The 12,967-nt window shown below is 50.1% G+C and carries 10 protein-coding genes; 5 read left to right on the top strand and 5 right to left on the bottom strand.

The genetic code is table 11. The features are described from left to right. Positions 1-366: 366 nt before the first annotated feature. On the bottom strand, positions 367-1,140 hold the full coding sequence (gene nudC / locus BMX82_RS02050; RefSeq protein ID WP_091765606.1) for an NAD(+) diphosphatase: 774 nt from the start codon (positions 1,138-1,140) through the stop codon (positions 367-369). Then, a complete protein-coding gene (locus BMX82_RS02045) occupies positions 1,137-2,903 on the bottom strand; it encodes a bifunctional metallophosphatase/5'-nucleotidase (protein WP_091765603.1) in 1,767 nt (588 codons plus the stop codon). The genes nudC and BMX82_RS02045 overlap by 4 nt, the downstream gene beginning before the upstream one ends. A gap of 120 nt (positions 2,904-3,023) precedes the next feature. Here BMX82_RS02045 and BMX82_RS02040 point away from each other — a divergent pair, with 120 nt between their 5' ends. After that, a complete protein-coding gene (locus tag BMX82_RS02040; RefSeq protein WP_091765601.1) occupies positions 3,024-3,731 on the top strand; it encodes a DnaJ domain-containing protein in 708 nt (235 codons plus the stop codon). 20 nt (positions 3,732-3,751) lie between these two features. Here the strand turns inward: BMX82_RS02040 and kdsB are convergent, their stop codons facing one another. Then, the gene (gene kdsB / locus BMX82_RS02035; protein WP_036912666.1) at positions 3,752-4,492 is read right to left on the bottom strand and encodes a 3-deoxy-manno-octulosonate cytidylyltransferase; all 741 of its coding nucleotides are present in this window, start codon (positions 4,490-4,492) and stop codon (positions 3,752-3,754) included. A gap of 145 nt (positions 4,493-4,637) precedes the next feature. Between kdsB and BMX82_RS02030 the strand changes: the two genes are divergently transcribed. From BMX82_RS02030 to BMX82_RS02015, 4 genes are read left to right on the top strand one after another with little or no spacing between them, the layout of a single operon-like run. Then, entirely contained in the window at positions 4,638-5,756 is a 1,119-nt protein-coding gene (locus tag BMX82_RS02030) for an MORN repeat-containing protein (protein ID WP_036912663.1), read from the top strand. 35 nt (positions 5,757-5,791) lie between these two features. After that, the gene (locus BMX82_RS02025) at positions 5,792-6,238 is read left to right on the top strand and encodes a NanQ anomerase/TabA/YiaL family protein (RefSeq protein ID WP_036912660.1); all 447 of its coding nucleotides are present in this window, start codon (positions 5,792-5,794) and stop codon (positions 6,236-6,238) included. Between the two features lie 28 nt (positions 6,239-6,266). After that, on the top strand, positions 6,267-8,339 hold the full coding sequence (locus BMX82_RS02020) for an alpha amylase C-terminal domain-containing protein (RefSeq protein WP_091765598.1): 2,073 nt from the start codon (positions 6,267-6,269) through the stop codon (positions 8,337-8,339). 17 nt (positions 8,340-8,356) lie between these two features. Next, positions 8,357-9,496, top strand: a complete 1,140-nt coding sequence (locus BMX82_RS02015) for a DUF6057 family protein (RefSeq protein WP_143058293.1) — start codon at positions 8,357-8,359, stop codon at positions 9,494-9,496. A 35-nt stretch (positions 9,497-9,531) separates the two neighbouring features. On the opposite strand, the gene BMX82_RS02010 is transcribed toward BMX82_RS02015, so the two are convergent. Further along, entirely contained in the window at positions 9,532-11,193 is a 1,662-nt protein-coding gene (locus BMX82_RS02010) for an AMP-binding protein (RefSeq protein WP_036913651.1), read from the bottom strand. Positions 11,194-11,202: 9 nt separating this feature from the next. After that, on the bottom strand, positions 11,203-12,861 hold the full coding sequence (locus BMX82_RS02005) for an AMP-binding protein (protein WP_036912655.1): 1,659 nt from the start codon (positions 12,859-12,861) through the stop codon (positions 11,203-11,205). Positions 12,862-12,967 lie beyond the last annotated feature (106 nt).

Below are 12,967 nucleotides of genomic sequence, written 5' to 3'. Positions count from 1 at the left end.
CCCGCTCAACCGAGCGGGGATTTCTTTTCCCTTATATGACCCGAATCAATATAAAGCGCCCGTTGATTAATTCACTTTGGCGTTTCTACGTTGTATCATGCACTGATGAGGTGGTTTGTGACATTGTCATATCATAGCGCTTTGCCTGGCATGGAACGGCTCGCTTATTGACAGATACTATCTCTTTAATTGCAATTTAGACTAAATTGCTGACCAATTTAATCTATTTTGCTGACCAATTTAGTCTAAATTGCTTTGTAATATAACTTAAATTGCAATCAAGGAGATAATGAATGCCATGACAGATGCCTACGTCTGTCGGACGAAGCACCTGTCATTGACACTGATCTAAAGTATTTGTTTGTTTTATTTCTCCTCTATCCACGCGTCGAGCAACATGCGTGCGATGGATAGTTTCTCGGGGATGTCGGGGAGATTATCCTTGCAGAACCAGCCACCCTTGGCAATCTCACTGGCCTGGAGGTGGATGTCGCCGCTGATATAGTCGGCGTTGAAGCCTACCATCAAGCCGCAGGGGTAGGGCCAGGGCTGCGAGGCGAAGTAGCGGATGTTACCGATGGTGACGCCTGTCTCTTCAAGGGCTTCGCGCGCTACTGCCTCTTCAAGGGTCTCGCCAGTCTCTACGAAACCAGCTACAAGGCCGAAGAAGTCGCGCTTGAAGTTCTTGGCACGCACCAGCAGCACCTCGTCGCCCTTATGGATGAGCACGATGACGGCTGTGGCCAGCTGTGGCCATATCTCCTTGCCGCACTGGGTGCATTTCTTGGAGATGTCGGTGTCCATGCGCATGGGAGCGCCGCAGACGCCGCAGTACTTGGTGTTCTGGTCCCAGTAGAGCAGTTCCTGACACTTACCGCCCTTGAGATATAGCGGGCGGGGCAGTTTATAGTAGCTCTGGCGCAGGGGGCACATCTCGAAGCGCTCATCGCCCACGATGGGATTGTCGATGCGGTAGGTGATGACGGGTGTGCCGTCGGCCATGGGTGTGATGTCCATCTGGTGGGTCCAGGGTTTTACCTCGGTAGGCGGTTCCTCTCCGAGGGGAATGGTGTAGCTGCCGTCGGCGAGGCGCTCCAGCAGCAGGTCTTCTTTACAGAATACGAAATAATAGGTTTTCATTTTCCAAACAGTTGTATGCGGTCGCGCTCAAGTGCGGGCTTTGCCCACTCCTCGGGCACGAAACGCCAGTTATGGTTGGGTTGCGGGTCGATGCTACCCTGTTTCTTGATTTCCTCTGTCAGGTAGTGGCGCTGGTCGAGGTCGGTATGCCAGATGACACGGCTCTCGAGCGAGTCCTGAGGGATGCCAGCACCGCGTGTGAGCAGCTCGCCGCCGCCGTTGGCACGATAGCTGTTCATCACCACCTTGTACCACTTGTGTTCGTCGAAGGGGTCGCCGTTCGACATGCGCAGGATTCTGACCTTCTGCCCACTAGGCTTGGTGAGGTCGACCTCATAGTCGATGCCAGCGGCGGAGTCGAAGTTGAAGGTGTAGTACTTGAATCCGAAGCGCTGCTGGTCGTCGGTTGACTCGTCGTTGAGCAGCAGGGCGTGGTCGTCGGGCGATGTCATCGTGTTGGCCCATATGCCGTATGAGAATTCCAAATGCTTACGGATTTCCTCGCCCGTCATGCGGAGCACGAACATCAGGTTTTCGAAACGATAGAGCTTGAACATGTCGGCCTGAGTGACGTTACCGGCATTGATCACTGTGTTGAAAGCCAGCGGGGCATTGAAGGATATGTCGGCACCTGAGATCTTCAGCTGCAGGTTGTGGATGAGGTCGGTGAAGGCAGAGTTGCCGAAAAAACTCTCACGGGTATAGATGGGGTGTTCGAAGCGGCCTATCTTACGGTTCACGTAGGTCTTCACCTGGTCGATGGCGGGTTGGAAGTGCTGGAGCATCTGGTCGTCGATGGCCTCGTCTTCTACGTTTACGATGGTACCTTTGATATCCTTGCTCACAAGCTTGCCCTTCTTGAACTGAAGTGTGATCTCTGCTTCGGCCACGTTCTTAACGTAGCAGCTGGGGTCGATGCAGAGCACCTGCCGGCCCTCGGTGTTGGTGACCCATTTGTTATGTACCAGATGGTCGTGGCCGAAGAAGATGATATCGAATCCCGGTACTTCGCGGGCCACAGACTCGGTGGCGTCTTCCTCGTACTCGTCGGTCTTGATGCCGCCGTTGAATCCCGAGTGGAAGAGGCCGAATATCAGGTCGGGCTGCTCGTTCTCCTTGACATACTTCACCCATTTACGGGCACAGCTTACCATCTCTTCAAACTCAATGCCTTTCCAGATGGACTTGTTGAGCCAGTTGGGAATAGCAGGGGTGAGCATGCCGATGATGACAATCTTCGCCCCGTCGACATAGTGGACGGAGTAGGGCTGAAGCCCCGTATAGATGTTCTTGGGGTTGGCCTCGGCGTTCTTGCGGTCTTCCTTCACGATGTTGGCTCCCAGCAGCGGGCAGCGCACCTCGCGAATCCATTTGTCGTAGACCTTATGGCCGGGCTCAACGTCGTGGTTGCCCACGGTCTCGGCGTCGTACTGCATATAGTTGATCACCTGGGCGGCCAGATTCTCGTCTTCGGGCATCACGTAGTTTGTCCAATAGACACAGGGCTGCCCCTGCAGGATGTCGCCATTGTCGATGAGCAGCAGGTTGTTCTTTCCGTAGAGCTCGCGCTGCTTCTTGACATAGGTGTTTGCACGGGTTAGCGTACCCTTGATGGGACGGCCCTCCATAAAGTCCCATGGGAAGAAGTGGCCGTGAACGTCGCTGGTCTCGATGACTTTCATCTTGACAGTCTTCGTGCCTTTTGCCGAGACAGGAAGCGTGGTTGCTAGCATAGCGAAAAATATGAAAATGTATTGTCTCATGATTCCTATTATATTATTATGGGGGGCAAAATTACGAAAAAAAACTGTGATGAGCAAATATCGGCATGGTTTTTGCTGTATTTTTAATGCAAATAGATTAGAAGTAAGGAGGATAAGATTATGGCATTTATAGACTATTACAAGATTTTAGGCGTAGATAAGACGATAGCACATAAGGATGTGAAGAAGGCATACTTGAAACGAGCCAAACAGTTTCACCCCGACTTGCATCCCGACGACCCCAAGGCTCAGGCTAAGTTCCAGGCTTTGCAGGAGGCCTATGATGTGATTGGCGATCCTGAGAAGCGTGCCAAGTACGACCAGTATGGCGAACAGTGGCGTCAGGCCGATGCCTTCGGTGCTGGCGGCTATGGCGGCGGTCAGGCGGGCGGCAATCCGTTTGGCGGTTTCGACTTCTCGAGTTTCTCGGGTGGTGGTGGCTTTAGCGATTTCTTTGAGAATCTCTTTGGGCGTAAGGGGCATCAGGGCGGCGGCTTCGGCGGGTTCCAAGGTTTCTCGTCGGGCGGTTCTGGTTTTGGCAGACAGCCACGTACGTATTCGGGCGAGATGAATGCCAACGTGAGCATCGACCTGTATACAGCGCTGCTGGGTGGTGAAGTGATGCTCACCCTGTCGAATGGCCAGAAAGTGAAGATGAAAATCAAGCCTGAGACACAGCCAGGCACGAAGGTGCGACTGAGAGGCAAAGGCTATGATCGGGGGGATGGTACTTTCGGCGACCTGATTATAACCTATCAGGTGAAATTGCCTACCAACCTGACAGAACAGCAGAAAGAACTGCTAAGACAAATGAAGGGAACGAGTTAAGACGTTCCCTTCATTTTTGTTTATTGCTTGGCGAGGAAAGCCTCGGCACGGGCGAGGTCCTCGGGGGTGTCGATGCCTACGGTCTCAATGTCGGTGAGACCTACACGGATGCGATAGCCGTTCTGCAACCAGCGCAGCTGTTCCAGACTCTCGGCTTTCTCAAGGCTGCTCTGTGGCAGTTGGGTCACCTCTTTCAGTACCTCACGCCGATAGGCATAAACGCCCAGGTGTTTTAGGAAGGGATACTGGCCAAACCAGTCGGCAGGCTCTATACCTCTTATATATGGTATGACGCTGCGGCTGAAGTAGAGAGCGAAACCACGATTGTCGGTGACAATCTTGGGCGAGTTGGGATTCTCTACCGCCTCTATCGAGTCGAAAGGCTTGCCGAGGGTGCCGATCTGAGTCTCGGGGGCATCGAAGAGCTGCATGAGCGTGGTGATCTGCGACGCCTGGATGAATGGCTCGTCGCCCTGTACGTTGATGATGACATCGGCATCAGAGCCGATTTTCTCGGCCGCTTCCTCTATACGGTCGGTGCCGCTCTTGTGGTCGGCGCGGGTCATGACGGCTCGTCCGCCAAACGACTCCACACACTCGAAGATACGCTCGTCGTCGGTAGCCACATATACTTCGTCGAGCAGACTGCTCACCTGCTCATATACTCTCTGAATGACAGTCTTTCCGCCGAGAACTGCCAGCGGTTTGCCCGGAAAGCGCGTAGAAGCGTAGCGGGCAGGGATAATAGCCATAAACTTCATAACGGCTGCAAAGATACGAATAAGTGAGAAGAAAACCAAATTTTACGATGAAAACGTAAAAACATATAAAATAGTTTTAGATTATTTGCTGACTTCGGGAAAAATGCCTATTTTTGCAAAATAATTAAAAACAAGAGAGACAACAATGCGAATAAGATTATATACCACTACTTTATTATTTGCGCTGATGCCTGTTATGGCGGGCGCACAGAAAATCACCCTCGGATCGGTAGCTACAAAGGACGGCGGGCAGTACCAAGGGGAGATGATGATGGGCAAGCCTCACGGTAAGGGTAAGGCCAGCTATAAGAATGGTAATATGTATGAGGGTGAGTATGTGAAAGGCAAGCGACAGGGCTTTGGCACATATACATTCTTCGACGGAGAGAAATACGAGGGAGAATGGTTCCAGGATCAGCAGCATGGGCGTGGAACCTACTACTTCTCAAACAACAACCGCTATGAGGGCTTGTGGTTTCGTGACTATCAGCACGGACATGGTATCATGTACTACTTCAACGGCGATAAGTATGACGGCGAGTGGAAGCAGGACAAACGCTCGGGCAAGGGGGTATATACCTTTGCAAGCGGTGCCTTCTACCGTGGTGAATGGGTGAACGACAAGAAGAACGGCAAAGGTTTCTTTGACTGGGGCGACGGCTCGACGTATGACGGCGACTGGAAGGAGAACATGTGCTCAGGAAGGGGCACCTTCAAGTATGCTAACGGCGACGTATATATCGGTCAGTGGCTCGACGACGAGATGAATGGCCGCGGTATCTATAAGTTCCAGAATGGTGATGTGTATGAGGGCGATTATGTTCGTGGAGAGCGAACCGGCTCAGGCATCTTCCGATATGCTAACGGCGACAAGTATACAGGGCAGTTTCAGAACGGCGATAAGCACGGACAGGGCACCTTTGTATGGAAAAGCGGCGACAGCTATGTGGGACAGTGGAAGGCCGACAAGCAGGATGGCCGCGGCAAGCTGACTAAGAAGAACGGTGACACCGTAGAGGGGATGTTCAAGGGCGGGCAGCCTCACGGCGAATGTATCGTGCGTTATGCCGACGGCGCCAAATATAAGGGCGAATATAAAAACGGTAAACGAAACGGTGCTGCCATTGAGGAAGATAAAGACGGCAACCGCTTTGAAGGTACCTATGTAGATGATGTTCGCGACGGACGTTTCGTAGAAAAAGACCGTAATGGCAACATCAAGGCACAGGGCAACTATACCCGAGGACACAGACAGGTGAGATAAAAGTTAAAAACAGCAACTTAAAAATATTAATCGTTATGATCATTGATACACTTGACAATTTAAACAAATATGCGGCTCTGAACCCATTGTTCACCGATGTGATAGAATTTCTGAACAGTCATGATATCCAGACTTTGGAGGCAGGCAAATATCCTATCAAGGATAAGGATCTGTTTATGAATCTTCAAGTAGCTGCGGGTCGCAGTAAAGAGGCTGCTTTCTTAGAGACTCATATCGAGATGATTGATATTCAGATACCTATTTCCTGTGCGGAGACATTCGGTTATACGCCTTTGTGTGATTTGCCAGACTTTGAATATAACACAGAGAAGGATATTACGAAGTACGGCGACACGAAGCCTCAGACTTATGTCACCGTTAATCCCGGACAGTTTGCCATATTCTTCCCACAGGATGGGCATGCTCCCTGTATTACGGATGAACCTGAAATCAGGAAGGCCATCTTTAAGGTGAAGGCATAAAGCATAAGGGGCTAAAAACATTAAAACTATGACAACAAAAAAAGACACAAAGAAAAAGGCCGCAGTGAAAAAGGCGGCAGCTCAGAAAGAACCCGAACATATCGGCTTGGTACGTAACGACTCGTGGCTGGAACCTTTCGAAGGGGCTATCCGTGGGCGGCATGACCATGCCATCTGGAAGATGAACCAGCTGACACAGAATGGCAGGAAAACCCTCAGCCAGTTTGCTTCTGGTCATCTCTACTTCGGTCTGCATAAGTTGGCTAAAGGCTGGGTGTTCCGCGAGTGGGCGCCTAACGCTACCGATATTTATCTGGTTGGCGACTTTAACAATTGGCAGGAAAACGAGAAGTACCGTTGCAAGCGCATCGAGGGTACGGGTAACTGGGAACTGAAACTGAGCGAAAAAGCCCTGAAGCATGGTCAGCTTTACAAAATGAAGGTAAAGTGGAATGGAGGAGAGGGAGAACGTATTCCCGCTTGGTGCCGCCGTGTGGTGCAGGATGAGAATACCAAAATATTCTCTGCTCAGGTGTGGAACCCGGAGAACAGTTATGAGTTCCAGAAGAAGTCCTTTAAACCAAAGAAGAATCCGTTGCTCATTTATGAGTGCCATGTAGGTATGGGACAGGATGCCGAGAAGGTGGGTACCTATAAGGAGTTTAAGGATAACGTGTTGCCACGTGTTATCAAGGATGGTTATAACTGCATTCAGGTGATGGCTATTCAAGAGCATCCTTATTATGGCTCGTTCGGCTATCATGTATCATCGTTCTTTGCGCCTTCAAGCCGTTTCGGCACGCCTGAGGAGCTGAAGGAACTTATCGATACCGCCCACAAGAACGGTGTAGCCGTGATTATGGATATCGTACATTCCCACGCCGTGAAGAATGAGATTGAGGGCTTGGGCAATCTGGCTGGCGATCCGAACCAGTTCTTCTATCCTGGCGACCGTCATGAGCATCCCGCGTGGGATTCGCTCTGCTTTGACTATGGTAAGGACGAAGTGCTTCACTTCCTGCTCTCAAACTGCAAATACTGGCTCGAAGAGTTCCATTTCGACGGCTTCCGTTTCGATGGCGTGACTTCGATGTTGTATTACTCGCATGGATTGGGCGAGGCTTTCGGAGGTTATGGTGACTACTTCAACGGACACGAGGACGATAACGCCATCTGCTATCTTACGCTGGCTAATAAGCTGATACACGAGGTGAATCCTAACGCCATCACTATTGCCGAAGAGGTATCGGGTATGCCCGGACTCGCAGCTAAGTTCGAGGATGGCGGCTATGGCTTCGACTACCGCATGGCGATGAATATTCCCGACTACTGGATTAAAACCATAAAAGAGGTGCGCGATGAGGACATCAACGTGTGCTCCATCTTCTGGGAGGTTAAGAACCGTCGTCCCGACGAGAAGACTATCTCATATTGTGAGAGTCACGATCAGGCGCTGGTCGGCGACAAGACCATCATCTTCCGACTTATAGATGCCGATATGTATTGGCACTTCGCAAAGAAAGACGTGAACGATATTGCCCAGCGTGGTATCGCCCTGCATAAGATGATCCGTCTGGTGACGGTAGCTGCTATTAACGGTGGCTATCTGAACTTCATGGGTAACGAGTTCGGACATCCTGAGTGGATCGACTTCCCGCGTGAGGGTAATGGCTGGAGTTATAAGTATGCCCGTCGACAGTGGAACCTCGTGGACAACAAGGATCTCTGCTATCATTGGTTGGGCGACTTCGACCGCGAGATGCTGAAGACTATCAAGAGTGTGCGCAACTTCCAGAACACACCTGTGACAGAAATCTGGCACGACGATGGCGACCAGGTACTCTGCTTTATGAGGGGCGACCTCGTCTTTGTGTTCAACTTCTCGCCGACACGTAGTTATACCGACTATGGCTTCCTGGTGCCTACTGGCAGTTATCAGGTTGTGCTGAACACCGACTCGAAGGACTTCGGCGGTAATGGCTTTGCCGATGATACCGTTACGCATTTTACTAACTACGATCCGCTTTACGTCAAGGAAAGGAAAGAGTGGCTGAAACTCTATATCCCCGCACGTTCAGCAGTCGTGTTGAAGAAAATATGATGTTGACATATAATGATATGAAAAAGAATAATAGCACCATGGGTATACGCCTGATGTGTGCTATTGTTTTTGTGATATTCTCTGTTGGCTGGCTGTATAGCTTTCAGCCCGACATCATGACGATGTCGCAGCATGTATTGAGTAAAGGACTGACGCATTATAACCCTGTCATAGGGTGTGTGTGTATCACACTGATACTGATCCTGCTTCAGTTCTTTGTCGCAAAGTCTTCCCGTCTCAGAAGTAGCGCCTATGCCTTAAGCTATTTCCCGTCGATGTTGGTATTGGGACTACTTACTGCCGTGACGGAAAATGCTGACGGTGGCATTTATTTCGACTGCCATTGGTTGGGAATTGTTCTCGTGATTGCTTTGTGGATTGGAGCCGTGTGGGTGGTCCGACAACTGCAAGGCGTGTTCCGTCCTACTGAGGTTCGTCTGTTCTCGCGTCCTGTATGGCTTAATATGCTCATCATGTCACTGCTGATGATATGCACCGTATGGATAGGTAACACCAATGCTGTGTTTCATTACCGTATGCGGGCTGAGCAATGCCTGACAGACGGAGATATGAAAGGAGCGCTTATGGTGGGGAGAAAATCGCTGGAGGGTGATGAACATCTGCTGATGCTGCGTATGTATGCGTTGGCCCGTGAGAATGCTTTGGGCGAACATCTTTTTGAATATCCGATAACGGGTAACAGCAGTCAGATGCTTCCCACAGACAGCCTTTCGTGTATGATGTTCTATCCGCAAGACAGCTTGTATAAGTTTATTGGTGCCCGTCCTGCTTCCAGAATGTCGCCTATGCGTTATCTGGAACTTGTTCAGCAGCGCGATAGTCTGCCTAATAAGACTGTGGCCGACTATCTGCTCTGTGGCTATCTGATAGACCGGCAGATAGACGATTTTGTAAAGGAGCTGGGTAAGTATTACCATATCGACGACAGCTTGCCCAAGCATTATCGTGAGGCCTTGACGCTTTACACCCATATGCGTTCCCGTCCGCTGGTAGTCTATCATCATGCTGTGATGGATGAAGACTATGATAACCTGATGCAGTTGGAGAAACAGTATCCCGACAAAAGCGAGCGCCGGGTGAAGGTAGAAGAACAGTATCGCGGAACTTATTGGTACTATTATAAATATGAGAAATAAAGAAGGCCATCCTGACAGGGTGGCCCTCTTTATGGTTATGTGTAAAGATATCGTTTGATTGATTTCTTTGGTGTCTTTTCAAACTCCTCCTCATGAATCACAATCTCACTGATCTTCTCGTAGGCGGGAATCAGCTCGTTCAGTCCGCTGAGGTTCTGATCCATGATGCTCTTCAGGTCGTCGATCGAGAATCCCATGTTCTTTGCCTCTTCCATATCGGGGTGAACCAGAGCTACGAGCTTCGTGTCTCTCTGTACAACGATGCTCTCCATCACCATCGCCATAGAGTTGAGTTTGTCTTCAATCTCCTCGGGATAGATGTTCTGTCCGTTAGGACCGAGAAGCATATTCTTTGAGCGTCCGTTGATGTAAACGTTGCCATCCTGGTCCATCGTGCCCAAGTCGCCTGTGTGATACCATCCTTCGCTGTCGATGGTCTCAGCTGTGGCTTCTGGATTCTTATAGTAGCCCAGCATCACGTTAGGTCCCTTGGTCAGAATCTCTCCGGGGATACGTCGTGGGTCGGGTGAGTCAATCTCAACCTTCTGGTTTAGGGCTGCGCGTCCGCAAGAGCCTTGTGCAAACGTGTGCCAGTCACGATAACAGATAATGGGGGCACACTCAGTAGCACCATAGCCTACAGTGTAGGGGAAGTCGATCTTCTTGAGGAAATGCTCTACCTCATGATTCAGGGCGGCACCGCCGATAATAACCTCGTACATACGGCCGCCGAAGGCTTTCAGCACTTCCTTACATATCATCTCGCGTACCTTCTTGTTGATAACGGGCATCTGAAGCAACAAGCGCATGCGGTTGTTCTGAATCTTCGGGAATACCTTCTTGCGGATAATCTTCTCGATAATCAGCGGTACGGCAATCACGATGACGGGGCGAACCTCCTGCAAGGCCTGAGCGATGATAGCTGGCGAAGGAATGCGGTTCAGGTAGTACACATGACAGCCGTACAGGAATTCGAAGATAAACTCGAAAGCCATACCGTACATGTGAGCCATCGGGAGCATCGAGATGATAGGGTCGCCCGCCTTGAGCTGCTTACCCAGAACACTCACGGCAAAGTCGTAGTTTGACCGGAGTGCACGATAGGGCAGCATGACACCTTTTGAGAAACCAGTTGTACCGCTGGTGTAATTGATGACAGCCAGCTCGTCGGGATTCTCTTCAAGATAGTAGTTCACATGTTGTTTGCGGAAGTATTTCGGGAACTTCTTACCATAGAGTTCATTCAGATGTTCGCGAGCATAGGTCAGCTTGTCTGTGCGGGAGATCATCAGCGAATAGTCGGGGTTATTGATAATACCCTCCAGCGTAGGCATAGCCTGCGGGTCGATGATCGTTGCCACATGGTCGCCTACGAAGAGCAGACGAGCCTCTGAATGATTCACGATGTTGTGTATCTGTTCCGCATTGAACTCATGTAGAATAGGTACAGCAATAGCACCATAGGTAAGCGTAGCGAGGAAGGCTACGGCCCATTGAGAGGAATTGCGGCCGCAAAGGGCAATCTTGTCTCCCTTCTGTATACCGCTGTTTTCAAAAAGAATGTGTAATTTTTCGATTTTTCTGGCAACATCGTGGAACTGCAGCGTCTGTCCCTTGAAGTCGGTCAGCGCATCACGGTCCCAATTGTCGATAATACTCTTCTGAATGAGAGCGTTAAAACTTCCTATTTGTCCCATATGCATCGATTAGATATTCTTATATAAGTAGCGTTTAATACTCTTCTTTGGTGTCTTGGCAAACTCTTCGTCCTGAAGCTCGATTGCTGAGATGCGGCTATATACGGGCAGTTGCTCGTTCAAGTCCTTACGGTTCTGCTCCATAATGTCAACAAGCTCTTCCTGGCTGAAGCTTACCACCTCGTCTTTGTCGGGATGAACCAGAGCCACGAGTTTGTCGCCACGCTGTATGACGAGACTCTCCGATACCATCGGCATCGTGTTGAGTTTGTCTTCTATTTCTTCAGGATATACGTTCTGTCCGTTAGCGCCCAGAAGCATATTCTTCAGACGTCCGCGAATGAAGATGTGGCCAGAGGGCGCCATTGTTGCCAGGTCGCCTGTGTGATACCAGCCTTCTTCGTCGATAGCCTCTTTGGTGGCCTCTTCGTTCAGATAGTAGCCCAGCATCAGGTTGGTGCCTCGGGTTACAATCTCGCCCGCAATGTTTTCCGGGTCGGCACTCAGGACCTTCACCTCCATGCGTGCTACAGGGGTGCCGCACGAACCGCCGATGAACTTCTTATGGTTGCAATACGATATCAGCGGTGCGCACTCTGTGGTGCCGTAGCCCACCGTGATGGGGAATCCGATAGAAATCAGGAACTCCTCAACCTCTTTCGAGAGTGCTGCGCCACCCACGATCACCTCATACAGGTTGCCGCCGAATGCGTTGTATACCTCTTTACATATACGTTCCTTTACCTTCTTGCTCACAATGGGCATAGACAGCAGCAAACGCATACGGTTGTTCTGTATTACGGGGAATACCTTCTTGCGGATGATCTTCTCGATAATCAGCGGTACCGTGATGACGACCGCCGGCTTCACCTCAGCGAAAGCCTCTGCGATGATGGCAGGACTCGGCAGACGGGTGAGGAAGAACAGATGGCATCCGTTACAGAATCCGAACAGGAATTCTATCGCCATACCATACATGTGGGCCATGGGTAGAATGCTCAGCATGTTGTCGCCGGGCTTTACGTGTTTTCCCAGCTCACCCATGATGAACTCAATGTTTCCCCATAATGCGCGATAGGGTAGCATCACGCCTTTCGAGAATCCTGTCGTACCGCTGGTATAGTTGATCAGCGCCAGCTCTTCTGCCTCGTCTTTGTGATAGTCTACGTGCTCAGCGCGGAAGGCTCTGGGATACTTGCTGCCAAATATCATATTGAGATGTTCGCGTGCGTAGGTTACCTTTTCTGAACGAGATATCAGCAACGAGAAATCGGGTATGTTGATAATCGCTTCAAGACCAGGCATAGCTTCCGGATCGATGGTCTTCACGGCATAGTCGCCAATGAAGAGCAGCTTCGAGCCTGAGTGGTTCACGATGTTCTGTATCTGTTCGCCGTTGAACTCATGCAGGATAGGCACGGCAACGGCTCCATAGGAGAGGGTAGCCAGGAAGGCAACAGCCCAATGGGCTGAATTGCGTCCACAGATGGCAATCTTGTCTCCTTTCTCTACGCCACTATTTTCAAACAATATATGAACCTTCTCAATCTTTCTTGCTACGTCGTGAAACTGGAGTGTGATACCCTGATAATCGGTAAGCGCATCCTGGTTCCAGTTGTTCACTATGGCCTTTTGGATGTAAGCATTAAAACTGCTGAAATTTTCCATTAAAATTGCACAATCTTTAAAATTTTGTGCAAAGGTATATTATTTCCTGCACATTTCAAAAAAAAATGTGCAATATTTTATGTTTACTTATAAAAAATAACATATT

Origin of the sequence: Prevotella sp. khp7, assembly GCF_900109055.1 — a bacterium.
Taxonomy (GTDB): domain Bacteria; phylum Bacteroidota; class Bacteroidia; order Bacteroidales; family Bacteroidaceae; genus Prevotella.
This window is presented reverse-complemented; position numbering and strand designations above follow the sequence as displayed.

Excerpts from the sequence above, each read along its gene's own strand:
- nudC (WP_091765606.1), bottom strand. The coding sequence starts at position 1,140 with ATGAAAACCTATTATTTCGTATTCTGTAAAGAAGACCTGCTGCTGGAG.
- BMX82_RS02045 (WP_091765603.1), bottom strand. The coding sequence starts at position 2,903 with ATGAGACAATACATTTTCATATTTTTCGCTATGCTAGCAACCACGCTT.
- BMX82_RS02040 (WP_091765601.1), top strand. The coding sequence starts at position 3,024 with ATGGCATTTATAGACTATTACAAGATTTTAGGCGTAGATAAGACGATA.
- kdsB (WP_036912666.1), bottom strand. The coding sequence starts at position 4,492 with ATGAAGTTTATGGCTATTATCCCTGCCCGCTACGCTTCTACGCGCTTT.
- BMX82_RS02030 (WP_036912663.1), top strand. The coding sequence starts at position 4,638 with ATGCGAATAAGATTATATACCACTACTTTATTATTTGCGCTGATGCCT.
- BMX82_RS02025 (WP_036912660.1), top strand. The coding sequence starts at position 5,792 with ATGATCATTGATACACTTGACAATTTAAACAAATATGCGGCTCTGAAC.
- BMX82_RS02020 (WP_091765598.1), top strand. The coding sequence starts at position 6,267 with ATGACAACAAAAAAAGACACAAAGAAAAAGGCCGCAGTGAAAAAGGCG.
- BMX82_RS02015 (WP_143058293.1), top strand. The coding sequence starts at position 8,357 with ATGAAAAAGAATAATAGCACCATGGGTATACGCCTGATGTGTGCTATT.
- BMX82_RS02010 (WP_036913651.1), bottom strand. The coding sequence starts at position 11,193 with ATGGGACAAATAGGAAGTTTTAACGCTCTCATTCAGAAGAGTATTATC.
- BMX82_RS02005 (WP_036912655.1), bottom strand. The coding sequence starts at position 12,861 with ATGGAAAATTTCAGCAGTTTTAATGCTTACATCCAAAAGGCCATAGTG.